The sequence below is a fragment of the Labrenzia sp. R5_0 genome (assembly GCF_017743835.1).
GTDB lineage: Bacteria > Pseudomonadota > Alphaproteobacteria > Rhizobiales > Stappiaceae > Roseibium > Roseibium algicola.
In genome coordinates this window covers 33,626-57,922 of sequence record NZ_JAGHRK010000003.1, presented here as the reverse complement: position 1 = coordinate 57,922, position 24,297 = coordinate 33,626, and the positions used below count along the sequence as shown (strand labels likewise).

Here is a 24,297-nt window from a genome sequence, read left to right as displayed (position 1 = left end):
ACCCCATGAGCAAGACACTTGGCATCGGCATCCTCGGATGCGGAAACATTTCGGCCGCCTACATGCGCCTTTCTCCGCTCTTCAAGGGCATCGAGGTGCGCGCCTGCGCCGACATCAATGAAGCTGCCGCAAAAGCACGTGCCGAGGAATTCGGCCTGAGAGCCGAAACCGTCGACGGCCTGTTGGCGGCAAGCGATATCGACATCATCGTCAACCTGACGGTTCCGGCCGTTCACTACGAAGTCTCCAGACGCGTTCTGGAAGCCGGCAAGCATGTCTATTCGGAAAAGCCGTTCGTGCTCAGCCTGGAAGAGGGCGAATCCCTTGCCGCGATTGCGAAGGAAAAAGGCCTCAGGGTCGGGTCGGCCCCCGACACCTTCCTGGGCGGAGCACACCAGCTTGCCCGGCACCTGATCGATAGTGACGCCATCGGCAAGGTGACGTCAGGCACCTGTTTCGTACAGAGCCCGGGCATGGAAATGTGGCACCCGAACCCGGACTTCTTCTTCCAGGTGGGCGGTGGCCCGATCCTCGATCTCGGGCCTTACTACGTTTCCAACCTTGTGCAGCTACTTGGACCGGTGAAGCGGGTCTGTGCAATGAGTTCCGCCGGATCTGAATATCGCACCATCACCTCCGAGCCGCGCAACGGCGAAAAGATCAAGGTGGAAACACCGACGACCATCCACGCAGTGATGCAGTTCCAGTCCGGCGCCCAGATCACCTATTGCGCCAGCTGGGACGTGTGGCAGCATGGCCATTCAAACATGGAGCTTTACGGCCGTTCCGGCACGCTGCATGTGCCGGATCCGAATTTCTTCGGTGGTGAAGTGCGCATGACGGACAAGGGCAGTTTTGTGACAGTGTCGGAAGCCTGGAACCATCCGTTCTCCAAATCAAACGACCGTGGCCACGCCAATTACCGCACGGCAGGCCTGGCCGATATGGCCCTCGCCATCCTGGAAAATCGGCCACACCGTTGCTCTTTGGAATTTGCTCTGCATGTTGTCGATGTGATGACGTCGATTCTCGCTTCTGGCGAGAGTGGGACTTTCATTGACATCAAAACCACCTGCGAGCGCCCGGAAGCCCTGGACCCGCAGGCGGCAAAAGGCCTTTTAATATAACGGGATAGCCTATGACCTGGACAGCAGCGGAAACGCGCTACGACACCATGGAATACCGCCGATGCGGGAAATCCGGCCTGAAACTGCCGGTGATCTCGCTCGGCCTTTGGCACAATTTCGGCGACGACACGCCGCTCGACAAGAAACGGGAGATTGCCCGGACCGCCTTCGATCTCGGCATCACCCATTTCGATCTTGCCAACAATTACGGCCCGAAGCCGGGTTCGGCGGAAACCGCCTTCGGTGAACTGCTGCGGACGGATTTTGCACCTTACCGGGACGAGATGATCATTTCGTCCAAGGCCGGTTATGAGATGTGGCCCGGGCCTTATGGTGAGTGGGGCAGCCGCAAATACCTGATCGCGTCCTGCGACCAGTCCTTAAAGCGGATGGGCCTCGACTATGTCGATATCTTCTATTCGCACCGCTTCGACCCGGACACACCGCTGGAAGAGACCATGATGGCCCTCGATCACATCGTGCGGTCCGGACGGGCGCTTTATGTCGGAATCTCGTCCTATAATTCCAAACGGACACGGGAAGCCGCCGCCATCTTGAAGGAGCTGGGCACACCGTGCCTGATCCATCAGCCGAGCTATTCCATGATCAACCGCTGGGTCGAGGAAGACGGTCTTCTGGACACGCTCGACGACCTCGGCATCGGTTCCATTGCCTTCTCGCCGCTGGCCCAGGGCATGCTGACCAGCAAATATCTGAAGGGCATTCCGGAAGACAGCCGGGCGAACCAGGGCAAATCGCTGAAGACCCAGTTCCTGAGCGAAGACAACCTCGCCACCATCCGGGCTCTCAACGACATTGCCGAAAAGCGCGGCCAGACGCTGGCGCAGATGGCCCTTGCCTGGGTACTGCGCAAAGGACGGGTCACAACGGCCCTGATCGGTGCGAGCCGGGGCAGCCAGGTAAAGGACTGCGTCGGAGCTGTCGCCAATCTCCAGTTTTCCGACGAGGAGCTGAAGCTGATCGAGGAAACCACCCGCGAGGCGGATATCAACCTGTGGGCGGCCTCGGCTGAACGGAAAGGACCCAGCCGGAAATGATCCGAAATCCCATCCTGCCGGGGTTCAACCCGGATCCCTCGATCTGCCGTGCGGGCGATGACTATTTCATCGCCACCTCGACCTTCGAATGGTATCCGGGCGTCCAGATTCACCGGTCGAAAGACCTGGTCAACTGGGATCTGGCCTGCCGGCCCCTCAGCCGGGCAAGCCAGCTCGACATGCGCGGCAATCCGGACAGCGGCGGCATCTGGGCACCGTGTCTTTCCTACGCGGACGGACGGTTCTGGCTGGTCTATACGGACGTCAAACGGCTGGATGGGAATTTCAAGGACGCACATAACTACATCGTCACGGCCCCTTCCATCGAGGGGCCGTGGAGCGACCCGATCTACGTCAGCTCACACGGGTTCGATCCGTCGCTGTTTCATGACGACGATGGCCGCAAATGGTTCCTGGTCCTGCAATGGAACCACATTTCAAATTCCGTCGGCGGGCATCCGCGCCATCCGGCCTTCGACGGCATCCTGCTGCAGGAATGGTCGGAAACGGAAGGCCTGAAAGGCGAGATCCGCAAGATCTTTTCCGGAAGCCCGCACGGTCTGACGGAAGGTCCACATCTTCACAAGCGCGGCGGCTGGTACTACCTGACGGTCGCCGAAGGCGGCACCGGCTACGGGCACGCCGTTACCATGGCCCGGTCACGGTCCATCGACGGGCCGTACGAGCTTCACCCGCAAACCCACCTCATCACCGCCAAGGACGATCCGGACGCGCCGCTGCAACGGGCCGGTCACGGCCAGATTGTCGAAATGCCGGATGGCGACGTCTACCACACCCATCTGTGTTCCCGGCCCCTGCCCGGACGGTTCTCGCCTCTGGGACGGGAGACCGCGATCCAGAAATGCGTCTGGCGGGAGGACGGCTGGCTTTACCTGGAAGACGGCGGCATGGTTCCGAAGGTTGAGGTGCCGGGTCTGACGGCGACAGAAACTCGCCCCCCTCATCGCGTGGAGCGCGTATTCACTGGCGAAATCCTGCCGCCGGAGTTCCAGTGGCTGCGCACGCCTTATCCGGAGCGGCTGTTCACGCTGACGGGAACGGCCCTGCGCCTCATCGGGCGGGAAAGCATCGGCAGCTGGTACGAGCAGTCGCTGGTTGCCCGGCGCCAGGAGCACCTCGGCTACCGGGTAGAAACCACGCTCACCGATTTTGCGCCAACGACCTACCAGCAGGCGGCCGGACTGACGACCTATTACAACCGGCACAAGTTCCATTTTCTGGCCGTGAGCTGGACAGAACAGCTCGGCCGTTGCCTGACGCTGCTTTCCTGCCCCGGCGACTGGCCGGATGGACGCATGTCGTTTCCGGCAGACCCTGTCGCGCTTGGCGCCGGACCGGTCGAGCTTGCCGTTGAGGTTGATGGTGCCCGCCAGCAATTCTTCTGGCGCCAGCAAAGCCGCGACTGGACGCCCTTCGGACCGGATCTCGATGCCAGCGTGATCTCGGATGAAGGCGGGCGAGGTGAGCACGGCTCCTTTACCGGCGCCTTTGTCGGTATGCTGGCCTTCGACATAACCGGACAAGGCAAGACCGCCGATTTCAGCAGGTTTTCATACGCACCAGAGGGAACGTGAGTTCACACCCTAAGGAGATATACATGGCTGGACTGATCAAGGGGCCCGCGATTTTCCTGGCCCAGTTTGCCGGAGACGACGCTCCGTTCAATTCGCTTCCCGCAATCGCCAAATGGGCCGCGGATCTCGGCTACAAGGGCATTCAGATCCCGACTTTCGACAGCCGCCTGTTCGATCTCGACAAGGCCGCCGAAAGCGAAACCTATTGCGACGAGGTCAAAGGTATCTGCGCGGACGCGGGCGTCGAGATTACCGAGCTTTCGACCCATCTGCAGGGCCAGCTCGTGGCGGTTCACCCGGCCTATGACCTGGCCTTTGACGGTTTTGCGCCATCCCAAGTGCACGGCAATCCGAAAGCCCGGCAGGCCTGGGCGGTCGACCAGATGCAAAAGGCGGCGATCGCCAGCAAGCGGCTTGGCCTCACTGCTTCCGTCAGCTTCACCGGTTCACTGGCGTTCCCCTATCTCTACCCCTGGCCGCAACGGCCTGCGGGGCTGATCGAGGAAGCATTCAAGGAACTGGCGGCACGCTGGAAACCGATCCTTGATGTCTATGACGAAAACGGTGTCGATGTCGGCTATGAAATCCATCCCGGCGAAGACGTCTTCGACGGCGCCACCTTCGAGATGTTCCTGGAGGCGCTCGGAGGCCACACGCGCTGCCAGATCAACTACGATCCGTCGCACTTCCTGCTGCAGCAGCTCGACTATCTGGCGTTCATCGACATCTACCACGAGCGCATCTGCGCCTATCACGTGAAGGATGCCGAGTTCAATCCGGACGGCCGCCAGGGCGTCTATTCCGGCTATCAGGGCTGGGTCAACCGCGCGGGCCGGTTCCGCTCCCTGGGTGATGGCCAGGTTGATTTTTCCGGCATCTTCTCCAAGCTCGCCCAACATGGCTATGACAGCTGGGCCGTTCTGGAATGGGAATGCTGCCTGAAGTCACCCGAACAGGGCGCCGCGGAAGGCGCGCCCTTCATTGAGCACCACATCATCGAAGTCACCGACAAGGCCTTCGACGACTTCGCCGGCGGCGAGACCGACCAGGAGCAGATCCGGAAGATGCTGGGCCTGAGTTAGGGGCAGACTGACCGCGCATCCTCATTCCGGCAAGGTAACCAGTCCTAGCTGGCTCAGTTTTGCCGGTATCTCGGTTGTCAGCCCGGGCGACCGAAGGAAGACCGGAGGCCTACTCGTTGCCAGAGATTCGGTTTGGAGCGAAGTCTCTTGTTGACATCCGACCATTTCGGCAAGCAGCCCTGAGAGTGGGCCCCGGATCTGCGCTGCGCTTGTCCGGGGTGACAATCTTCAATGCGGCACCTCTTCCTCCCCTCATCCTGAGGAAGCGCTTCAGCGCTGTCTCGAAGGATGGGCCGCCTGTTCGGGATTTGCCGCCCATGCTTAGAGACGGACCTGACGGTCCTCCTCAGCATGAGGGTTTCCATAGAGGCTTGCTCTCACAGCAGCAGGTGCGAAACCGAGGGGGCGTAGAGCGCATCGACGGCGGCGGCCGTCGCACCGAGGGCGACCGCTGTTGCACCGGACGTACCGATACGGATCCTGTCTTCTTCAAGCGAACCGTCGAGACGGCGGGGAAGCGGGGAGGCACTGTCGAGCAGCGCCTGGAGGAAGTCCGGACAAATGATGCCACCCAGGATCAGCGCTTCCGGGTCCAGCATCATCTCGATCATGTTGATCATCTGGCGCATGAGCGGCGCGACATCGGCTATCCAGCCGAGGACTGCCGGATCTCCTTCGGCGAACAAGGCTTCGATCCGCCCAACGGAGCCTGGTTCCGTCGGCTCCAGGCCAAGCCTTTCGCACAGCGCGTTGAGTGACAGATACCGCTCCAGGCAGCCGGTGTTGCCGCAGGAACAGGCCGGGCCTGTCGGGTCGATCACAACGTGCCCGATTTCACCGGCGTTTTTCGTCGCACCCGGATAGAGCGCTCCGTTCAGGACAAAGCCGGCGCCAAGCCCCATACCGAACTGGATGAAGGCAAAGCTGTTGAAGCTGCGGCCGATCCCGTAAACATGCTCGCCCAGCGCGGCGGCCGACGCATCGTTCTGAAGGACCACCGGCAAGCCGATCGCCGACTGAAGCTGTGCGAGATTTTCCGGCGAGCCGAAATCCGAAAATGTGGTGGCATCGGTGCCGCTGGAGGTCTGCGATCCGGTTTCAAAAGGGCCGGGAGCGGCAAGACCGACGCCGAACAGACACTTGGCCATACCGGGATGCGCCGCGCGGAACTCTTCTGCCATCGACAGTATCCGGCTGTTGGCTGCCTCGGGCGTGGCAGCGGCCATGGGAGCGGCCGATTGCCAGACGATGCTGCCCAGAAGATCGCAGGCAATCGCCGTCACTGACAGACGATCGACATGAAACCCGAGACTGTAGGCATGATCGGGTTTGAGCTGCACCGTCATGCCCGGATGGCCGCGCCCCCTGGCCTTCTGGGCATGCATCTCGACAATGCCGCGGCTTTCCAGCTCGCCGACGATGTTCTGCACCGTCTGGCGGGAAAGCGACGTGATTTCAGATATTTCCGTGCGACCGATCGGACCGCGCGTGCGGATGACTTCCAGCACAACGCGGTGATTATGCGTCTTGGCGCGGGTCAGGTTTGTGCCGCTGGTCCGGAAGGATGCGGGGATCGGAGCACTGTCGTTCATGGCGCCAATAGACCAGAAATTATTTTTTCTATCAATTTGACAAAATAAAAAAACCGAACATAGGATGCTTTGCCTACACAAAAACCGGAGGGCGAGATGAACACGTTTGGAAAGATGATTTTGGGGTCCGCCTTCGCGACCCTGGCCATGACCACGACGGCATTGGCCGACACCACACTGAATGCACTTTTCATGAGCCAGGCGGCTTACAGCGAAGACGACATCAAGTCGATGACCGCCAAGTTCGAGGAAGCAAATCCCGGCGTCACGGTTGCACTCGAATTCGTTCCCTATGAAGCCCTGCACGACAAGATTATTGCAGCAGCAGGTGCGGGCGATGACGGCTATGACGTTGTCCTGTTCGACGTGATCTGGCCGGCCGAATTCGCAACGCGTGGCTTCCTGCAGGATGTCACGGACCGCATTCCGGCCGACTATACCGACAAGGTTTTCGATGGTGCCTGGACGACGGTCGAATATGACGGCAAGCGCTATGGCATGCCCTGGATCCTCGATACGAAATACCTCTTCTACAATGCCGACATGCTGGCAGAGGCTGGCATTTCCGCCCCGCCCAAGACCTGGGCCGAACTGGCGGAACAGGCCAAGCAGATCAAGGACAAGGGCATTGTCGAATATCCGCTGGTCTGGAGCTGGTCCCAGTCCGAGGCGATGATCTGCGACTTCACCACCCTGACGGCGGCCAATGACGGCGCGTTCTTCGATGAAGGCCAGCCGGCCTTTACCGCAGGCGGTGCCAAGGATGCCGTTTCCTTCATGAAGGCAACGCTGGACGAAGGCCTGAGCAACCCGTCTTCACGCGAATATTTCGAAGAAGACGTCCGCCGGGTGTTCTCCAACGGCGAAGCGGCGTTTGCCCTCAACTGGACCTACATGAATGCCCTGGCCAACGACCCGAAGGAAAGCAAGGTCGCCGGCAAGGTGAAGGTAGCTCCGGCACCAGGCGTCGAAGGCAAGTCAACCGCCTCCAGCGTCAACGGTTCCATGGGTCTCGGCATTCCGGCCAACAGCCCGCATGCGGATGAAGCCTGGGCCTATATCTCCTTCCTGACCCAGAAGGACGTTCAGGACAACTATGCCAAGCTCAGCCTGCCGATCTGGAAGGCGTCCTATTCCGAACCGAAGGTGATCGAAGGCCAGGAAGACCTGATCGCGGCGGCAAAAGAATCCATCGCTGTCATGTATCCGCGTCCGCTGGTGCCGTCCTACACCGAAGTCTCCGACATTCTCCAGAAGAACATCCATCAGGTCCTGCTCGGCCAGGCAAGTGTGGATGACGCGCTGGAAGCTGCCGCAGACCGCGTCAAGCGCATCCGCTAAGTTTGCGACTGACGGGAGACTGACCATGCTTGGCCGACGCCAGAAACGTGAAAAATGGATCCTTCTGGCGCCGGCCCTGGCTTTGCTTGCGCTGGTCACGCTGATACCGCTTGCCAACACACTGTGGCTGAGCTTCACCGACACGCGCATTTCCGCTCTTCCCGAGCCGGTGCATTTCATCGGCCTGGAAAACTACGTCTACGCGCTTACCGACCCGGATTTTCAGGACGCCCTCTTCAGGACGCTTTACTTCACCATCGTCTCGGTGGGCCTGGAAGGCATTCTCGGTGTCGCGGTTGCCGTGCTGCTCAACCAGGAATTCCGGGGCCGGACGCTGCTTCGGGCTCTGATCATCCTGCCCTGGGCGGTGCCGACCATCGTCAACGCCGTTGCCTGGCGCTTGATCTATCACCCTGATTATGGCGCGCTGAACTCCCTGCTGTTCCAGCTGGGCCTCATTTCCGATTACCGCAGCTGGATCGGCGATCCGGCGACCGCCATGAACATGGTCATCCTGGCAGATGTCTGGAAGAACTTTCCGCTGGTTGCCTATGTGGCACTGGCCGCCCTGCAGACAGTGCCCGGTGACCTCAACAAGGCGGCAGCCATCGAAGGCGCCGGGCCCTGGAAACGGTTCCGCTCGATCACCCTGCCCTGGATCGCCGGTCCGTTAATGGTCGTCATGGTGCTGCGAACCATCGAGGCCTTCCGCGTCTTCGACATCATCTACGTGATGACCGGCGGAGGCCCCGCGGACAGCACCAAGACCGCGAGCTTTTACGTCTACCAGGAATATTTCAACTACCTCAGAAGTGGCAGCGGGGCCTCCTATGCGGTGCTGGTTGCCGGCATCAGTGCCGTTCTGATCGTGTTCTATTATTCCGCGACCAAGCGGCAGACGGCGGGAGGCGCGGCATGAAACGCTCGCTCGTTCAATCCATCCTGCTTTATGGTTGCGCCCTGTTGCTGGCAGCCTTCACAACAGGTCCGCTGCTCTGGCTTGCCGTCATGAGCATCAGCGCGCCGACCGACCTGACCGAGGTGCCGCTGCGCTGGATCCCCTCCGAACTTGACTTCAGCCGCTACACGAGCCTGCTCAGCCTTGAAGGCGGCAACGGCGAGCGGTTTTTGAGCGCACTCCGGAATTCCCTCCTGACAGCGGGCGGGGCAACCGTCATCGCGCTTCTGCTCGCCATTCCGGCTGCCTATGCCTTTTCCAGAAGACAGGCGTCGATGGTCCTATTGTTCGCCTTTCTCGCAACGATCATGATGCCGCCGATCACCTATGTGCTGCCGCTCTATTCGACCTTCAGCAGCTTCGGCATGCTGAACCACACGGTGACGCTGATTATCGTCTATACGGCCATGCTGCTGCCTTTCGCCACCTGGCTGATGAAGGCCAATATCGACGTGCTGCCGGTGGAAGTGGAGCAGGCTGCCTTCATGGAAGGTGCCGGAACCGCCTACACCATCCGGCAGGTGGTGCTGCCGCTGGCCCTTCCGGCCATTGCCGCCACCGCCATGCTGTCCTTCCTGGTGGCCTGGGACGAGTTCTTCTACGCCCTGATCTTCACCAACGATCTCAGCGCGAAGACCCTGCCTGTGGCGATCGCGGATTTCTCCGCCGGACGCGTTACCGACTACGGCGTCATCGCCTCGGTTGGCGTTCTGGCGACATTGCCGCCAGCCATCCTCGCCATCGCCTTCCAGAAATTCATCGTCTCCGGACTGGTCGCCGGATCCGTCAAGGGCTGACCTCAGCAGGAGACCGACAAGGAATGAACGCCGCAATGCCGCAAGACCCCATCCTCCAAATCAGCCGCCTGCAGAAGAGATACGGGGACGTGAATGTCCTCAAGGACATCGATATCTCCATGGCGCCCGGCGAGTTTCTTGTCCTGGTTGGACCGTCCGGTTGCGGCAAGTCGACCCTGCTGAGCTGCATTTCCGGACTGACCGACATATCCTCCGGCACCATCCGCATTGCCGGCAAGGACCGCACCAACGACGAACCGGCCGACCGGGATATCGCCATGGTGTTCCAGTCCTATGCCCTGTTCCCCAACATGAGCGTGGAACGCAACATCGGCTTCGGCCTTGAAGTCCGAAAGGTCGAAGAGACAGAGAAGAAACGGAAGGTGGCCGAGGTCGCGGATCTTCTGAAGATCGAACACCTGCTGCACCGCCGCCCGGCGGAACTTTCCGGCGGACAGCGCCAGCGTGTTGCCATGGGCCGGGCCCTTGTGCGCGAACCGAAACTGTTCCTGTTCGACGAACCGCTGTCCAATCTCGATGCCAAGCTGCGGGTGACCATGCGCACGGAAATCAAGCGCATCCATCAGACAACAGGCGCGTCCATCGTCTACGTAACCCATGACCAGATCGAAGCCATGACGCTGGCCAGCCGGATCGTTGTGATGAAAGACGGCGAGGTCCAACAGATCGGCACGCCGCAGGAGATCTACAACAAGCCGGTGAATGCCTTTGTCGCGGACTTCATGGGCGCACCGTCCATGAACCTGATGACCGGCACCGCTACACGCGAGGGCGACCATCTCCGGCTGCAGATCCCGACGCCGGAAGGACCGCCGCTGGAACTGTTCGACTATGGTCCGGGGCCGGAAACGCTGTCCGCCGGCGGTACGGCAGAGCTCACCATCGGCCTTCGCCCGGAGGCGATGACGGATCTTGGCTTGCGGTCCGGTGGCATCGACGGCGGCAGCCTGCAAAGCGCCGATTGCCTTCTGGACGTGGTCGAACCGGCCGGCGCCGACACCTATGCGGTCATTCAACTTGGCGGAACGGAAGCCGTTGCCCGGCTGTCGGCGGATGCGCCGGTCACCGCCGGTCAGCGCGTCCCGATCGCTTTCGACCTTTCCAAGATTTCCTATTTCGACATTGCATCGGGTAACCGCCTATGAGCATTCAACGAGGCCTTGCCGCAGACATCGGCGGCACCAACACCCGGCTGGCGCTGGTCGAGAACGGCCGCGTTCTGGAAAACACCATCGCGCGGTTCCGCAATGCGGATTTCGAATCACCGGAAGCGGCCATCGGCACCTATCTTTCGGAAGCCGGGCGACCGGCCTGTGCGTCTGCCGTCATCGCCATCGCGGCCCCCATCGATGGCCCCGCGATCCGCATGACGAACCATCCCTGGACTTTCAGTGCCGACTGCATCGGCAAGGTTCTGGGCGGAGCGAACATTACCTTCCTGAACGATTTCGAGGCGCTCGCCTACTCGCTGGACAAGGTCCCAACGGAGCGGCTTCAGCCCGTCTATGAACCGAGCCAGAAACTGCGCAGCAACGCCACGCGCCTCGTCGTCGGCGCGGGAACCGGTTTCAATGCTGCCGCCCTGTTTCAGACACCTGCCGGATTTCATGTCGGCACCGGTGAATGCGGCCACTCGACTTTGCCGGTCGAAACCGAAGACGAACTTCGGCTCTGGAACTACCTCGCTCTCAACCGTGGACGCGCCTCCGTCGAACGGGCGCTGTCGGGAAGCGGTCTCAAGGAAATTCACGAGTGGTACTGTCTCGAGCAGGGCCTGTCGCCGCGCGACCTGTCACCGGCTGAGATTGCGGAGCGCGCCAATTCCGGATCCGATCCGATTTGCGTTTCCGCTGCTCGGCAATGGGTGACATTTCTCGGCCGGGTGATTGGCGACCTCTCGTTGGTGTTCCTGTCCCTTGGCGGCATCGTGCTGACAGGCGGCGTCACCCGAAGTCTGGCGAGGTTCCTGGCAGAACCGGAATTCATCAACGCCTTTTGCGCGAAGGGTCGCCAGCAAAAGCTGGTTTCCGGCATTCCGGTTCATCTGCTTGATGACGATTTCGCTGCTCTGGCGGGGTGTGCGTCGCGCATGTAAAAGGAGTTTTGCCTCGCTAATTCGGCGGATTGGAACCTTCGAAGCGCAAATCCTACGATTCCGCCTATGCAAAGTGCAGACAATCGCTATCAAACTTTGCCCGTCGATGAGGCAGACATCATTGCACGGGAGAGGTTTCGATTACTCTCATTGATTAAAAATCTCGCGCTACGATCCTGCAATTATCATAAGAAAAAAGCCGAATAAACTAATGTAGCCAATCCAGCCATATTTTTTAAAAACTCTATTGTTGAATGCTTCCTCAAACTCAATTGGCGGATTGTTTTCTTTAATTATGCGGTGACCAAAGCCTTTGTAGCCTGCTGTTACCCATTTATTTTCTTTTGCTTTCCATTTTCCTAGCAACACCTCTTGTGAATATTGGGCCCCCACAAGAAATATCATCCCCGCCACCCACAACAGCATTCCTATTTTTCCAGTATATTCATTGAATTCAAACACTTTATTCTCCGAATAAACTTTCGAAGTTGTTAGCCGAGAACTCTACATGGAAAGAGTTAAGCTTTACGCCTCAGCTAGTAAAATCAAGGTGTCACGAACTCAGCCCCAGCTCCTCGATCACGGTCTGAACCGCCAGCCGGAAGACCTGTTCCTCGGCTCCCGGCTGGGTGTCCGGACGGGTCATCAGCCCGACCGGCCCCTTGGTCATGTCGGTGTCGAACGGCAGGCGGACCAGGTGACCGTCGGCGGTTTCGTTCTGCACCACGCCGGATGAAATGATCCAGACCGCGTCGGTCCGGCGGGTATAGACCCTGCCGAAAGCACCCGAGACCGTTTCGATCTTGTTCGGGATCTCGCCGACCCCATTGGCGATCATGAAGCGCTCGACCAGTGGCCGGATCGCCGCGCCTTCCGGCGGATAGAGCACGGGCCATTCGACAATACGCTTGATGTCCGGCCTTTCCAGAAGCGGGTGCCCGACCCGGACGATCACATCGACCCGCTCGGAATAAAGCTGGGTGAAGGAAACGCCTTCCATGGACACCGGCCTGCCGAGCCGGCCAATCACCAGGTCGAGTTCACCCATCTTCAGCCGTTCGATCAGGTAGCCGTGCGGGCCGTCCATGATCTGGACCATGACATGAGGTGCTAGTTCGGAAAACTCCTTGATGACCGGGGGCATGAAGCTGGCCGCGACACTCGGCAGAACGCCCACCTTCAAGGTCGCGCGGGCGTGTTCGCCTTCCTTCTCGACCCCATCCAGGCCTTGCTGCAGGCTCGCCAGCGAGATCTGCGCGAAATGCAGAAACACCTTGCCCTGCTTGGTCAGCGCGATGCCGGCCCGGTTTCGCGTCATCAGGCTGGCGCCGATGATATCTTCCAGTTCCTTGAGCGTTTTGGAGATCGCCGGCTGGGTGAGATTCAACTTGTCGGCAGCCAGTTTCAGGCTGCGTTCCTGCGCAATCTCCACGAAGCACTGGATGTGCCGGAACTTGATGCGTCGGTCGATCATTTAATTTCTCATTTTGGAAAGAAAGAAGCCGAATATCTCATTTTACTTCCCAATTTTGATCATTCAATATCAATTCAACAAGGGAGGATCGGATGCGAACTCAGGTTGTCATTGTCGGCGGTGGACCGTCCGGCCTGCTGCTCGGGCAGCTTCTTCATCTGAAGGGCATCGAGACCATCATTCTGGAGCGCAAGACGCGTGAATATGTGCTTGGCCGCATCAGGGCCGGCATTCTGGAAACGGGTCTCGTCAACATGATGCGCGAGGCCGGCGTGGCCGAGCGGATGGACAAGGAATGCTTCGTCCATGACGGCACCTGCATCTCGTACGAAAACGAGATGTTCGACATCAACTTCCAGAAGCTGATCGGCCAGAATGTCGTCGTCTACGGCCAGACGGAAGTCACGCGTGATCTTTATGACGCCCGCGATGCGGTTGGCGGTCAGACGATTTTCGAGGTCGAGGGGGTCGAGATCCGCGATGCGGACACGGACGCGCCCTATGTCACCTTTACCGTGGACGGCAGCGCGCGGCGCATCGACTGCGATTTCGTGGCGGGCTGCGACGGGTTCCACGGCGTCAGCCGCAAGACCATTCCCGACACCGTGCGCAAGGACTACGAGAAGGTGTTTCCCTTCGGCTGGTTGGGGGTTCTTTCCGAGACGCCGCCGGTGCATGAAGAACTCATCTATGCCAACTCGGCACGCGGCTTTGCGCTTTGCTCCATGCGCAACGAAAACCTGTCGCGCTACTACGTCCAGTGCAATGTCAGCGACGACATTTTCGAATGGACCGACGAGAAGTTCTGGGACGAACTGAGACGCCGGCTACCGGAAGCGGTTGCCGACAAGCTGGTCACCGGCCCCTCTATCGAGAAATCCATTGCCCCGCTCAGGTCCTTCGTGTGCGAGCCGATGCGCTGGGGCCGTCTGTTCCTGTGCGGCGATGCCGCCCATATCGTGCCGCCGACCGGCGCCAAGGGCCTCAACACCGCTGCCTCCGACGTCCATTACCTCTACGAGGGTCTGGTGCACTACTATCAGGACAAGGACAGCCACGGCATCGATACCTATTCGGAGAAAGCCCTGGCTCGGATCTGGAAAGCAGAGCGTTTCAGCTGGGCGACCACCAACATGCTGCACCGGTTCCCGGATCAGTCGGATTTCGATCTGAAGATGCAGCGGGCGGAAATCGAGTCTCTGCATCACAATGAAACCGCGCAGAAGTGGTTTGCGCAGAACTATGTGGGACTGCCCTACTGATGAAGATCGCGCGTCTGCCTTCTGCCGACATTCACTGGCGCGAAGATGGCGACCCGGACGGCACGCCTGTCGTCTTCGCCAATTCGCTCGGGACGGAATTGCGGCTCTGGGACAAGGTCATCGACCTTCTGCCGGAAACAGGCCTCCGGCTGATCCGCTTCGACAAGCGCGGCCATGGGCTATCCTCCTGTCCCGAGAGCCCCTACTCCCTGGACGATCTCGCCAGCGACACGCAACAGCTGCTCGATCACCTTCAGATCGGCTCCTGTGTTTTTGTCGGGCTTTCCATCGGCGGTATGATCGGTCAGCTCCTTTCGCACCGGCAGCCGGAACGCATCAAGGGTCTGGTACTGTCCAACACCGGCGCGAAAATGGGCGAAGCCGCCATGTGGCAAGACCGGATTGCCCGGATCCGTGCAAGCGGCATCGAGAGCCTTGCCGATGCCATTCTGGAGCGCTGGTTTTCGGAAGATTTCCGCCAGACGGCCGAATGCCTGGCCTGGCGCCACATGCTGGTTCGCACGCCGACAGAGGGTTACATCGGCTGCTGCGAAGCAATAGCCGGTGCAGATCTGACGGACAGCACGTCCGGGCTTCGCCTGCCGGTGCTGGGCATCGGCGGCAGCGAGGACCTTGCCAGCCCACCGGCCATGGTGCGCGGCACGGCGGACCTCATCGCCGGCAGCCGCTACGTTGAAATTTCCGGTGCGGGTCATCTGCCCTGCGTCGAAAAGCCGGATGTCTTTGCCGGCCATCTCATGACTTTCCTGAAGGAGGACCTCCATGTCTGAGCGTTTTGAAACCGGCATGAAGGTCAGGCGATCCGTGCTTGGCGATGAACATGTCGACCGGGCGGAAGCCGCCAAGACGCCACTTGACGAACCATTCCAGACCCTGATCACCGAGGGTGCCTGGGGCACGGTTTGGGCGTCGGACGGCATCAGTCCGCGGGAGCGTTCGATGCTGACGCTCGCCCTTCTGGCGGCACTCGGCAATTTCGAGGAGATTGCCATGCATATCCGGGCAACCGCCCGCACCGGCGCCAGCAAGCAGGACGTGCTCGAGGCATTTCAGCATGTGGCGGTCTATGCCGGCGTGCCACGTGCAAACCAGGCGCTCAAGATCGCCAAGGAAACTTACGCCGAAATGGAACGCAGCGGCCAGAAGCTGACCGCGACAGGCGGTTAACGGAGGAAAATCGATGTTGAAACCCGGACCTTTCTATCAGCGGGACCGCGAGTGGCATCCGCCTGCACATACGCCGGACTACAAGACCAGCGTGTCGCGCTCGCCGCAATATTCGATGATCAGCCTGGAAAACAACGTCAGCGAGATCACCGGGCCGACCTTCGGCCATAACGATATCGACCCGCTCGACAAGGACCTGATCTACAACTACGCGAAGGCGGGTGAAAGCGCGATCGGCGAGCGGATCATCCTGCATGGCCGGGTGCTGGACGAGAACGCGAAGCCGATACCGAACACCCTGGTGGAGATCTGGCAGGCCAATGCGGGCGGACGCTACCGGCACAAGAAGGACACCTATCTTGCACCCATCGACCCGAATTTCGGCGGCTGCGGCCGCACCCTGACCGACGAGAACGGCTACTACTATTTCCGCACGATCAAACCGGGCGCCTACCCCTGGCGCAACTGGGTGAACAACTGGCGGCCGGCCCATATCCACATGTCTATCTTCGGCACTGCCTTCTGTCAGCGCCTGATCACCCAATGCTACTTCGAGGGCGATCCGCTCATTCCGAAATGCCCGATCGTGAACACCATTCCCGATCCGGCGGCCATCGAGCAACTGGTCGCCAAGCTCGACCTCAATGCCACCATCCCGCTGGACACGATCGCCTACAAGTTCGACATCGTCCTGCGCGGACGCCGCTCGACCCTGTTTGAAAACCGGCCGGAGGGGAACTGATCATGACGCAGCAACTCGACTATCTGAAGGAAACGCCTTCCCAGACGGCCGGACCTTACGTTCATATCGGCCTCGCGCCAGGCGCCGCCGGTTTCGACATCTATCGGCAGGAACTGGGCTGGGATATCGCAGGCCCCAATGCCAAGGGTGAGCGCATTCGTGTGGAAGGTGTCGTCATCGATGGCATGGGCTCGCCGATCAAGGACGTGATGCTGGAAACCTGGCAGGCCAACAGCGAGGGCATTTACGCCCATCCTGAACATGCCGGCGACGTGGAAGACGGGTTCCGCGGCTGGGGCCGTGTCATCACCGATTTCGACACCGGCGAATGGGGGTTCGACACGGTCAAGCCAGGCCCGGTCAAGCTGCCGGACGGCAAGGTTTCCGCGCCCCATATCAGCCTCTGGATCGTCGCACGCGGCATCAATGTCGGGCTTCAGACCCGCCTTTACTTCGAGGACGAGACCGAAGCCAACGCGGCCGACCCGGTGATCAACCTGATCGAATGGGAAAAGCGCCGCCAGACCCTGATCGCCCGGAAGACCGAGCGCGACGGCAAGACGGTCTATCGTTTCGAGGTCAAGCTGCAAGGCCCGGACGAAACGGTGTTCTTCGATATCTGAGAAGGCACAAACCACTCTTCCTCATCCTGAGGAGCTTGGCCAAGCCATGCGTCTCGAAGGATGGGCGGCGCACTCAAAGTATGCGGCCCATCCTTCGAGACAGCGCTGAAGCGCTTCCTCAGGATGAGGAAGTCTCATGCAACGATCGCCGCTCCTTGTTGGGACAGGCGCAAGCGAAACCGGAGCGGCGTGAAACATGTCCAAGCCCTGCATCATCTGCGTCGCGATTACCGGATCGCTGCCGAAGAAGGAAAACAATCCGGCGGTGCCGATCACCGTTACGGAGCAGGTGGAAAGCACGCAGGCTGCCTTCGAGGCCGGTGCGACCATCGTCCACGCCCATGTGCGCAACGACGATGAGACGCCATCCTCGGATCCGGAGAAGTTCGCACGGCTCAAGGAAGGGCTGGAAAAACACTGCCCCGGCATGATCATCCAGTTTTCCACCGGAGGCCGTTCGGGCGCCGGGAAGGAACGCGGCGGCATGATTGCCCTTCAGCCCGACATGGCGTCGCTGTCCGTCGGCTCCAACAATTTCCCGACCCGGGTCTATGAGAACCCGCCGGATCTGGTCGACTGGCTTGCCAGCGAGATGCGCACCCATCATGTGAAACCGGAGATCGAGGCGTTCGACCTGAGCCACATTCACCAGGCGGCCGCCATGAACCGGGACGGGCGTATTCCGGGCAAGCTTTATGTGCAGTTCGTCATGGGCGTGAAGAATGCCATGCCGGTCGACCGGGATGTCTTCGACTATTACATCAAGACCGTTGAACGGCTGGTACCGGACGCCGAATGGTGTGCCGCCGGGATCGGCCAACATCAGTTCACCCTCAACGAGTGGTGCATTTCCTCAGGCGGGCATACCCGCACCGGCCTGGAAGACAACATCCGCCTCGACCGGGACACGCTTGCCCCTTCCAATGCGGCACTTGTAAAACGGGCGGCGGATCTTTGCGAGAAATATGAGCGTCCCGTCGCGACCTGGCAGCAGGCGCGCGAGATCCTGGGTCTGCCGCTGAAGGCGGCTTGACCCGCCTTTCCACTTGGCTCTCAATAAGGGCCCATCCAGAGACCCTGCCGAGCCATGCCTCTTTCTCTATTTTCCAGCCAGATCCATTCCTCCCTCTTTGCTGACGGTGACCTGACCAAGCTTCTCGCTGATGGCAGCGATGTCGCGCATATGATCGCCTTCGAGCGCGCCCTTGCCACCGTACAGGGGCGCCTGGAGATCATTCCGGCGCAGGCCGCGCGGGAGATATCAGAGAAGCTCGCCGACGCTAAGATCGAGCCCGCAAACCTTGCGGCCGGTACAAGATCCGCCGGCGTGCCCGTTCCAGCGCTTGTGGCGGAACTGCGCAAGCAGCTCAGCGCCGACGCCGGGGCCTGGCTGCACTGGGGCGCGACCAGTCAGGACGTGATCGACACGGCGCTGGTCCTTCAGGCGAAAGTGGCGCTGGAGATCCTGGGCGCTCGACTGGAAAAACTGGTCGATACGCTGGAACGGCAGAGCGAGCGCCATGCGGATCAGCTCATGGCGGGGCGTACGCGCAGCCAGGTTTCGACACCGATCACCCTCGGCTACCGGATCGCGCAATGGGCGCATCCGCTGATAGATGCGGAAAATGCCCTGCCCGCGCTCAGGTCCGCCGTGCTGCGCGTCCAGTTTGGCGGCGCCTCAGGCATCAACAGCGCAATCGCTCCGGATGGAACCGCAGTCTCGGCGGCGCTCGCACTGGAACTCGGCCTTGAAGACAGCCCGTCGTGGCACGTCAACCGGACGCCCATTCTGGCGCTTGCGGGCTGGCTGCAACAGGTCACCTCCGCCCTTGCGAAGATGGCTGGAGACCTGGCGCTTTCCGGGCGCACGGACATTGCGGAGCTTTCCAGCGGAACGGGCGGCGGATCTTCGACCATGCCGCAAAAGGCGAACCCGGTGCAGGCCGAGACCATTCAGGTGCTCAACAGCATTGCGATTGCCGCCCAGGCCGGGCTTGCCGCTGCCGCCAGCCCCCTTGAGGAGCGCGACGGGACAGCGTGGCCGCTGGAATGGCATTTCCTGCCACAAATGCTGCTGGCCGCAGGCGCTGCGCTGGTTCACGCAGAAGAGCTTGCCACCAGCCTGCAGGCGCACGAGGCCAACCTCGCCGCTACACTGGCCTCAAACCCGGAAATCATGGCCGAAACCGCCAGCTTTGTTCTCGCCCGGAACGGCGTTTCCCGCGCTGAGGCAAAGGATCTTGTCGCGGCAGCTGCAAAGGACCCGGCCCCCTTTGCCGAAGCCCTAGCAAGGATTTCGCCGGTCAGCCTTGACTGGCAGAAGGAACTGGACCCGCAACAGGTCGTCGCACCGGCAAGGGACATGTCGGCGCGGATCTTTCAGACCCGCCGCAGAGACTGAACAGGGTCGGGTCCTACCCGGCCACATCCGCGTTGCTGATCACGAAATCCACGAAGTGGCGGATCTTCGGGTCCTGAAGGCGCCTGTGCGGATAGAGGCAGCCGAAGATGGTGGGGGGAGGCGGCGTATCCTTCAGGATCTCCACCAGACGGCCGCTTTCCAGATGCTGGGCTACGTCGAACCTCGGCTTGTTGACGATGCCGTATCCTGACAAGGCCCAGTCGGTGAGAACGTCGCCATGGTCGGCATCCATCTTGCCGGAAACCTGAAGCTTGCGCGGCCCGGCCGGTGTCTGCAGAACCCAGTAATATTCCGGCGAGCGCGGGTAGCGCAGCAGCAGGCAATTATGCTCGTCGCTCAGGAGATCATCCGGGGTACGGGGCGTACCGTGCTTTTCCAGATACTCCGGAGCCGCGCAGAGCACCCGGGGGCAATCGGATATCTTGCGCAGCTTCAGATTGGAGTCCTGCGGAGTGCCAATGAAAAAAGCGACGTCCAGCCCGTCGGACAGGATGTCGACCTTGCGGTCGGACAGGCGCATATGCACTTCCGTAGCCGGGAATTTTTCAACGAAACGCGGCACCAGCGGGGCGATGATGCGCCGGCCGGCACCAAGCGGTGCCGTGACCCGGATGACCCCGCGCGGCGTATCGGAAAAACTGGCGACCGCGGCTTCCGCGTCTTCGATGGATTCCAGCGCCTTCACCGCATAATCGTAGAACACCTTGCCGACCTCGGTCGGCGTGAGGGACCTTGTGGTGCGGTTGAAGAGCCGCACCCCGAGATGCTTTTCCAGCTCCTTTATGCGCTTGCTGGCAACCGCCGGTGTCAGGCGCAAGTCGCGTCCGCCGGATGTGATGCTGCCCAGTTCGACCACGCGGGTGAAGACGCGCAGGGACTCCAGATAGGACATGGCCTCTTGCCTCGGATTTGAATTCTCGTGCGATTACAGGGCGCTCGTTCTCATGATCGACTTTGGTCGCATTTCCCGAGCCACAGTATCGCACGGCCATTTTCAATGATCTGTTGAAAGAATTTCCGGAATCACCGGATTTTTTGCAAGTGTCCTGAAGCGTACCGTCCTCGGCTGAGAGAAGACTTTGCCCGAGGACGCGATGACCCACCGCACAGAAATCCGGTTTCTGCTGAACGGCGCCGACGTGATTGTCACGGATGCGCCTGCCGACAAGACCCTGCTCGACTACCTGCGCCTGGAGCGCCGGCTGACGGGCTCCAAGGAAGGCTGTGCGGAAGGCGACTGCGGGGCCTGCACGGTGTTGGTCGGCCGGCTGGCCGGCGGCGTTCTGAAATATGAGACCGTCAATGCCTGCATCCGGTTTCTCGCGTCGCTTGATGGATGCCACGTGGTCACCATCGAGCATCTGCGGGGAGAAAACGGCGGTCTGCATCCGATCCAGCAGGCGATGGTCGATTTCCACGGCAGCCAGTGCGGCTTCTGCACCCCAGGCTTCGTCATGTCGCTCTACGCGCTGTGGATGGGCAATCCGGAACCGACAGAAACGGAAGTCGAAAGCGCGATCCAGGGCAATCTCTGCCGCTGCACCGGCTACCAGCCGATCATAGCCGCCGCCATGGCCGCCAATCGCTACGGCTCGCCGGCGCAGGATTTCCTGGAAACGGAACGGGCAACCATCACCGAACGTTTGACAGCGCTTTCCGACGGCCGCCGTGTCGTCACCGGCCCTGACGACAATCAGGCGATCCTTCCGGCGGATGTCGCCGACTTCGCAGCCGTTCTGGAAGACTTTCCGCAGGCGACCATCGTTGCGGGTTCCACCGATGTCGGTCTCTGGGTCACCAAGTTCATGCGCCCCATCGGCCCGGCCGTCTTCATCAGCCACCTTCAAGAGCTGAAATCGGTCACCTTGAGCGACACAGCGCTGGAGATCGGTGCAGGCGTCACCTACTCGGAAGCGCAGGAGACCATCTGCGAGATTTTTCCGCATCTGAAAAGCTACTGGGACCGGATCGCCGGCCAACAGGTGCGCAACATGGGCACCATCGGCGGCAACATCGCCAATGGATCGCCGATCGGCGATACGCCGCCCGTGCTGATCGCGCTCGGAGCGCAAATCGTTCTGCGCAAGGAAGCCACGCAGCGCAGCCTGCCACTGGAGCAGTTCTTCATCGAATACGGCAAACAGGACCGGGCGCCCTCCGAATTCGTCGAGAGCATCCTGATCCCGCGGCCTCGTTCCGGCCAGTTTCACGCTGCCTACAAGATTTCCAAGCGCCGGGACGAGGATATCTCGTCTGTCGCCGCCGGTTTCTGCGTGACCGTTTCCGAAGGCCGCATCACCGATTGCCGCCTGGCATTCGGCGGCATGGCCGGCACGCCGAAGCGGGCCGCCACGGCAGAAGCCGCGCTGCGCGGCCAGCCCTGGGGGGAAGCTGCGTTCCTGGCTGCCGGCAAGGCGCTGGAAGCCGATTTCACACCGCTTTCCGACTGGCGCGCCTCGGCCGAGTACCGGGCGACTGCCGCGCGCAACCTGCTGCAGCGCTTCTTCCTGACCCATGACGAAACGACCACGGAAGCGGTCGATCTGCTGTCTGCTTGAGTTTTGAGGCGAACCACATGAAACACGACATCATCACGGACGCCAAGAAGTCGATCAGCGGCGCTGTCCATACCGACCGCCGCCACGACAGCGCGGAAAAACACGTCACCGGCCGGGCAGAATATTGCGACGACATTGCCGAACCGCAGGGCACCCTGCATGCCTATCTCGGCACGTCCACGGTTGCCCACGGCCTGATCAAGTCAATGGATCTGGAGGCGGTTCTGGCAGCTCCCGGTGTCATCGGAGTGCTTACGGCGGACGACGTTCCAGGCTGCAACGACATCAGCCCCACGGGCCAGAACGACGAACCGGTGTTTCCGGTCGACAAGACGGAATTCCATGGCCAGCCGCTGTTCGCCGTCATCGCAACAAGCCGCGACGCTGCCCGGCGGGCCACCGAGCTGGCAAAGATCGACTATGAGGTTCTGCCGCATGCGCTTGATCCCGTCAGTGCGATGGATGCCGGCTATCCGCATGTCACCGCGCCGCTGAAGCTGGAACGCGGCGACATTGCCCCAGCCTTCGACAGCGCGAAGAACCGCATCCAGGGCCGGATGACGATCGGCGGCCAGGACCACATGTACCTGGAAGGCCAGATCGCCTTTGCCATTCCGGGTGAGGACGACGACGTCGCTGTCCACTGTTCGACCCAGCACCCGAGCGAGGCGCAGCACATGGTCGCCCATGTGCTCGGCGTGCCGTCGAACGCGGTCACGGTTAACGTCCGCCGCATGGGCGGTGGCTTCGGCGGCAAGGAAAGCCAGATGAACCTTTTCTGCGCGGTGGCTGCCATCGCCGCGAAGAAGTGGAACTGCCCGGTAAAGATCCGCCCGGACCGCGACCAGGACATGACCGCCACCGGCAAGCGGCACGACTTCGTGGTCGATTACGACGTCGCCTTCGACGACAGCGGCCGGATCGAGGCTGTCGACGGCACCTTCGCGGCACGTTGCGGTTATTCCTCGGACCTTTCCGGTCCGGTGACCGACCGCGCGCTGTTCCACGCGGACAATGCCTATTTCTATCCGAATGTCCGGCTCACCAGCCGGCCGATGAAAACCAACACGGTCTCGAACACCGCTTTCCGAGGGTTCGGCGGGCCGCAGGGCGTGGTTGCCGCCGAACGCATGATCGAGGAGATCGCCTATGCGCTCGGCAAGGACCCGCTGGAGATCCGCAAGGCCAATTTCTATGGCGACCGCAACGACGGCCGTCTCCTCACCCCCTATCACCAGGAGGTCGAGGACAACATCTTGCCGCGCTTGATCGGAGAACTCGAAAGCTCCTCTGACTACCAGGCCCGCCGTGAGGCGATCCTGCAGCACAATGCCCGTTCCTCCATATTAAAACGGGGTATTGCGCTGACACCGGTCAAGTTCGGCATTTCTTTTACAGCCACCTGGTACAATCAGGCCGGTGCGCTGATCCACATCTACAATGACGGATCGATCCACCTGAACCATGGCGGCACCGAAATGGGCCAGGGCCTGAACACCAAGGTGGCCCAGGTCGTGGCAGATGCCTTCCAGGTGGATTTCGAGCGCATCAAGATCACCAAGACGACGACCGAAAAGGTGCCGAATACATCGGCGACCGCCGCCTCATCGGGTTCCGACCTCAACGGCATGGCTGCCTTGAACGCAGCCGAACAGCTGAAGGAACGTCTGGTCGCCTTTGCCGCCGAGCGCTGGAACACCGAACCGGAAACCATCCGCTTCCATAACAACATGGTCGAGATCGGGTCCGAACTTGTGTCCTTCAATGATCTTGTCCGCCAGGCCTACATGGCCCGTGTGCACCTGTCGGCCGCCGGCTTCTACAAGACCCCGAAGATCCACTGGGACCGCGCCGCCGGAAAAGGCCGCCCGTTCTACTATTTCGCCTATGGCGCATCCTGCTCGGAAGTTTCCGTCGACACGCTGACCGGTGAATACCGGGTGGAGCGAACCGATATCCTGCATGACGTCGGCAAGTCGCTGAACCCGATCCTCGACAAGGGTCAGGTGGAAGGCGCCTTCATTCAAGGAATGGGCTGGCTGACGACGGAAGAACTGTGGTGGGACCAGGCCGGACGCCTCAGGACCCACGCGCCGTCGACCTACAAGATCCCGCTCGCCTCCGACCGGCCACGCCAGTTCACCGTGAAGCTTGCCGAATGGTCGGAAAACAAGGAACGCACCATCAAGCGCTCCAAGGCCGTGGGCGAACCGCCCTTCATGCTGGGTGTGTCCGTCTTCGAGGCGCTTTCCATGGCCGTTGCCAGTGTCGCCGATTACCGCGAATGCCCGCGCCTTGATGCCCCGGCAACGCCGGAGCGGGTGCTGATGGCCATCGAGCGGCTGAAAACCCGGGAGTAAAT

Annotated in this window: 22 protein-coding genes; 18 read left to right on the top strand and 4 right to left on the bottom strand. The window is 60.9% G+C overall.

The features are described 5' to 3' along the window. Window positions 1–5: 5 nt before the first annotated feature. The 4 genes from J7447_RS15685 to J7447_RS15670 are packed head-to-tail and all read left to right on the top strand — an operon-like array spanning window position 6 to window position 4,862. Window positions 6–1,127 carry a Gfo/Idh/MocA family oxidoreductase gene (locus J7447_RS15685; RefSeq protein WP_209170184.1) on the top strand — a complete coding sequence of 374 codons (1,122 nt, stop codon included), beginning with the start codon at window positions 6–8 and terminating at the stop codon, window positions 1,125–1,127. 11 nt (window positions 1,128–1,138) lie between these two features. Next, entirely contained in the window at window positions 1,139–2,185 is a 1,047-nt protein-coding gene (gene mgrA, locus J7447_RS15680; protein WP_022999286.1) for an L-glyceraldehyde 3-phosphate reductase, read from the top strand. Further along, window positions 2,182–3,780, top strand: a complete 1,599-nt coding sequence (locus tag J7447_RS15675) for a glycoside hydrolase family 43 protein (RefSeq protein ID WP_209170183.1) — start codon at window positions 2,182–2,184, stop codon at window positions 3,778–3,780. The genes mgrA and J7447_RS15675 overlap by 4 nt, the downstream gene beginning before the upstream one ends. A gap of 23 nt (window positions 3,781–3,803) precedes the next feature. Continuing rightward, window positions 3,804–4,862 (top strand): sugar phosphate isomerase/epimerase, encoded by a 1,059-nt coding sequence (locus J7447_RS15670; protein WP_209170182.1) that lies wholly within the window; start codon window positions 3,804–3,806, stop codon window positions 4,860–4,862. Window positions 4,863–5,239: 377 nt separating this feature from the next. Here J7447_RS15670 and J7447_RS15665 read toward each other — a convergent pair whose 3' ends face one another. Next, window positions 5,240–6,454: an ROK family transcriptional regulator gene (locus J7447_RS15665; protein ID WP_077291250.1), complete on the bottom strand. Its 1,215-nt coding sequence runs from the start codon at window positions 6,452–6,454 to the stop codon at window positions 5,240–5,242. 114 nt (window positions 6,455–6,568) lie between these two features. On the opposite strand from J7447_RS15665, the gene J7447_RS15660 reads away from it, so the two are divergent. Genes J7447_RS15660 through J7447_RS15640 form a run of 5 tightly spaced genes read left to right on the top strand, consistent with a single transcriptional unit; the run spans window position 6,569 to window position 11,666 of the window. Continuing rightward, complete coding sequence (locus tag J7447_RS15660) at window positions 6,569–7,795, top strand: extracellular solute-binding protein (protein WP_286189354.1); 1,227 nt, start codon at window positions 6,569–6,571, stop codon at window positions 7,793–7,795. A gap of 25 nt (window positions 7,796–7,820) precedes the next feature. Further along, the gene (locus tag J7447_RS15655; RefSeq protein WP_022999290.1) at window positions 7,821–8,714 is read left to right on the top strand and encodes a sugar ABC transporter permease; all 894 of its coding nucleotides are present in this window, start codon (window positions 7,821–7,823) and stop codon (window positions 8,712–8,714) included. Beyond that, window positions 8,711–9,550 (top strand): carbohydrate ABC transporter permease, encoded by an 840-nt coding sequence (locus J7447_RS15650; RefSeq protein WP_055656877.1) that lies wholly within the window; start codon window positions 8,711–8,713, stop codon window positions 9,548–9,550. Before J7447_RS15655 ends, J7447_RS15650 begins: the two co-directional genes overlap by 4 nt. 23 nt (window positions 9,551–9,573) lie before the next feature. Next, a complete protein-coding gene (locus J7447_RS15645) occupies window positions 9,574–10,716 on the top strand; it encodes an ATP-binding cassette domain-containing protein (RefSeq protein WP_286189200.1) in 1,143 nt (380 codons plus the stop codon). Continuing rightward, window positions 10,713–11,666, top strand: coding sequence for an ROK family protein (locus J7447_RS15640; protein WP_209170180.1), 954 nt, complete (start codon window positions 10,713–10,715; stop codon window positions 11,664–11,666). Before J7447_RS15645 ends, J7447_RS15640 begins: the two co-directional genes overlap by 4 nt. A 168-nt stretch (window positions 11,667–11,834) precedes the next feature. On the opposite strand, the gene J7447_RS15635 is transcribed toward J7447_RS15640, so the two are convergent. Together J7447_RS15635 and pcaQ are read right to left on the bottom strand one after the other, a co-directional pair. After that, complete coding sequence (locus tag J7447_RS15635) at window positions 11,835–12,128, bottom strand: hypothetical protein (protein ID WP_152504961.1); 294 nt, start codon at window positions 12,126–12,128, stop codon at window positions 11,835–11,837. A 91-nt stretch (window positions 12,129–12,219) separates the two neighbouring features. Further along, window positions 12,220–13,140 (bottom strand): pca operon transcription factor PcaQ, encoded by a 921-nt coding sequence (pcaQ, locus tag J7447_RS15630; RefSeq protein WP_055656875.1) that lies wholly within the window; start codon window positions 13,138–13,140, stop codon window positions 12,220–12,222. A gap of 92 nt (window positions 13,141–13,232) precedes the next feature. Between pcaQ and pobA the strand changes: the two genes are divergently transcribed. From pobA to J7447_RS15595, 7 genes are all read left to right on the top strand, one after another. Then, the gene (gene pobA / locus J7447_RS15625; RefSeq protein WP_022999296.1) at window positions 13,233–14,402 is read left to right on the top strand and encodes a 4-hydroxybenzoate 3-monooxygenase; all 1,170 of its coding nucleotides are present in this window, start codon (window positions 13,233–13,235) and stop codon (window positions 14,400–14,402) included. Beyond that, complete coding sequence (pcaD, locus tag J7447_RS15620; RefSeq protein ID WP_209170179.1) at window positions 14,402–15,193, top strand: 3-oxoadipate enol-lactonase; 792 nt, start codon at window positions 14,402–14,404, stop codon at window positions 15,191–15,193. Before pobA ends, pcaD begins: the two co-directional genes overlap by 1 nt. After that, complete coding sequence (pcaC, locus tag J7447_RS15615; RefSeq protein WP_022999298.1) at window positions 15,186–15,590, top strand: 4-carboxymuconolactone decarboxylase; 405 nt, start codon at window positions 15,186–15,188, stop codon at window positions 15,588–15,590. The genes pcaD and pcaC overlap by 8 nt, the downstream gene beginning before the upstream one ends. Before the next feature lie 13 nt (window positions 15,591–15,603). Further along, window positions 15,604–16,332, top strand: a complete 729-nt coding sequence (pcaH, locus tag J7447_RS15610) for a protocatechuate 3,4-dioxygenase subunit beta (protein WP_055656871.1) — start codon at window positions 15,604–15,606, stop codon at window positions 16,330–16,332. 2 nt (window positions 16,333–16,334) lie between these two features. After that, entirely contained in the window at window positions 16,335–16,955 is a 621-nt protein-coding gene (gene pcaG / locus J7447_RS15605; RefSeq protein WP_075284651.1) for a protocatechuate 3,4-dioxygenase subunit alpha, read from the top strand. 196 nt (window positions 16,956–17,151) lie between these two features. Beyond that, window positions 17,152–17,988 carry a 3-keto-5-aminohexanoate cleavage protein gene (locus tag J7447_RS15600; protein WP_209170178.1) on the top strand — a complete coding sequence of 279 codons (837 nt, stop codon included), beginning with the start codon at window positions 17,152–17,154 and terminating at the stop codon, window positions 17,986–17,988. A 54-nt stretch (window positions 17,989–18,042) separates the two neighbouring features. Further along, window positions 18,043–19,356: a lyase family protein gene (locus J7447_RS15595; RefSeq protein WP_209170177.1), complete on the top strand. Its 1,314-nt coding sequence runs from the start codon at window positions 18,043–18,045 to the stop codon at window positions 19,354–19,356. Window positions 19,357–19,369: 13 nt separating this feature from the next. On the opposite strand, the gene J7447_RS15590 is transcribed toward J7447_RS15595, so the two are convergent. Further along, a complete protein-coding gene (locus J7447_RS15590; protein ID WP_022999303.1) occupies window positions 19,370–20,269 on the bottom strand; it encodes a LysR family transcriptional regulator in 900 nt (299 codons plus the stop codon). Window positions 20,270–20,471: 202 nt separating this feature from the next. Between J7447_RS15590 and xdhA the strand changes: the two genes are divergently transcribed. Together xdhA and xdhB are read left to right on the top strand one after the other, a co-directional pair. Continuing rightward, window positions 20,472–21,935, top strand: a complete 1,464-nt coding sequence (xdhA, locus tag J7447_RS15585) for a xanthine dehydrogenase small subunit (RefSeq protein ID WP_209170176.1) — start codon at window positions 20,472–20,474, stop codon at window positions 21,933–21,935. A gap of 17 nt (window positions 21,936–21,952) precedes the next feature. After that, entirely contained in the window at window positions 21,953–24,295 is a 2,343-nt protein-coding gene (gene xdhB, locus J7447_RS15580) for a xanthine dehydrogenase molybdopterin binding subunit (protein WP_209170175.1), read from the top strand. Window positions 24,296–24,297 lie beyond the last annotated feature (2 nt).

What these genes read in the sequence shown, in the direction of transcription:
- J7447_RS15660 (WP_286189354.1), top strand. Translation starts at nt 6,569, where the DNA reads ATGATTTTGGGGTCCGCCTTCGCGACCCTGGCCATGACCACGACGGCA.
- J7447_RS15645 (WP_286189200.1), top strand. Translation starts at nt 9,574, where the DNA reads ATGAACGCCGCAATGCCGCAAGACCCCATCCTCCAAATCAGCCGCCTG.
- pcaD (WP_209170179.1), top strand. Translation starts at nt 14,402, where the DNA reads ATGAAGATCGCGCGTCTGCCTTCTGCCGACATTCACTGGCGCGAAGAT.
- J7447_RS15685 (WP_209170184.1), top strand. Translation starts at nt 6, where the DNA reads ATGAGCAAGACACTTGGCATCGGCATCCTCGGATGCGGAAACATTTCG.
- J7447_RS15650 (WP_055656877.1), top strand. Translation starts at nt 8,711, where the DNA reads ATGAAACGCTCGCTCGTTCAATCCATCCTGCTTTATGGTTGCGCCCTG.
- xdhB (WP_209170175.1), top strand. Translation starts at nt 21,953, where the DNA reads ATGAAACACGACATCATCACGGACGCCAAGAAGTCGATCAGCGGCGCT.
- J7447_RS15655 (WP_022999290.1), top strand. Translation starts at nt 7,821, where the DNA reads ATGCTTGGCCGACGCCAGAAACGTGAAAAATGGATCCTTCTGGCGCCG.
- J7447_RS15670 (WP_209170182.1), top strand. Translation starts at nt 3,804, where the DNA reads ATGGCTGGACTGATCAAGGGGCCCGCGATTTTCCTGGCCCAGTTTGCC.
- pcaG (WP_075284651.1), top strand. Translation starts at nt 16,335, where the DNA reads ATGACGCAGCAACTCGACTATCTGAAGGAAACGCCTTCCCAGACGGCC.
- pcaQ (WP_055656875.1), bottom strand. Translation starts at nt 13,140, where the DNA reads ATGATCGACCGACGCATCAAGTTCCGGCACATCCAGTGCTTCGTGGAG.
- J7447_RS15600 (WP_209170178.1), top strand. Translation starts at nt 17,152, where the DNA reads ATGTCCAAGCCCTGCATCATCTGCGTCGCGATTACCGGATCGCTGCCG.
- xdhA (WP_209170176.1), top strand. Translation starts at nt 20,472, where the DNA reads ATGACCCACCGCACAGAAATCCGGTTTCTGCTGAACGGCGCCGACGTG.
- J7447_RS15665 (WP_077291250.1), bottom strand. Translation starts at nt 6,454, where the DNA reads ATGAACGACAGTGCTCCGATCCCCGCATCCTTCCGGACCAGCGGCACA.
- pcaH (WP_055656871.1), top strand. Translation starts at nt 15,604, where the DNA reads ATGTTGAAACCCGGACCTTTCTATCAGCGGGACCGCGAGTGGCATCCG.
- pcaC (WP_022999298.1), top strand. Translation starts at nt 15,186, where the DNA reads ATGTCTGAGCGTTTTGAAACCGGCATGAAGGTCAGGCGATCCGTGCTT.
- J7447_RS15595 (WP_209170177.1), top strand. Translation starts at nt 18,043, where the DNA reads ATGCCTCTTTCTCTATTTTCCAGCCAGATCCATTCCTCCCTCTTTGCT.
- mgrA (WP_022999286.1), top strand. Translation starts at nt 1,139, where the DNA reads ATGACCTGGACAGCAGCGGAAACGCGCTACGACACCATGGAATACCGC.
- J7447_RS15590 (WP_022999303.1), bottom strand. Translation starts at nt 20,269, where the DNA reads ATGTCCTATCTGGAGTCCCTGCGCGTCTTCACCCGCGTGGTCGAACTG.
- pobA (WP_022999296.1), top strand. Translation starts at nt 13,233, where the DNA reads ATGCGAACTCAGGTTGTCATTGTCGGCGGTGGACCGTCCGGCCTGCTG.
- J7447_RS15675 (WP_209170183.1), top strand. Translation starts at nt 2,182, where the DNA reads ATGATCCGAAATCCCATCCTGCCGGGGTTCAACCCGGATCCCTCGATC.
- J7447_RS15640 (WP_209170180.1), top strand. Translation starts at nt 10,713, where the DNA reads ATGAGCATTCAACGAGGCCTTGCCGCAGACATCGGCGGCACCAACACC.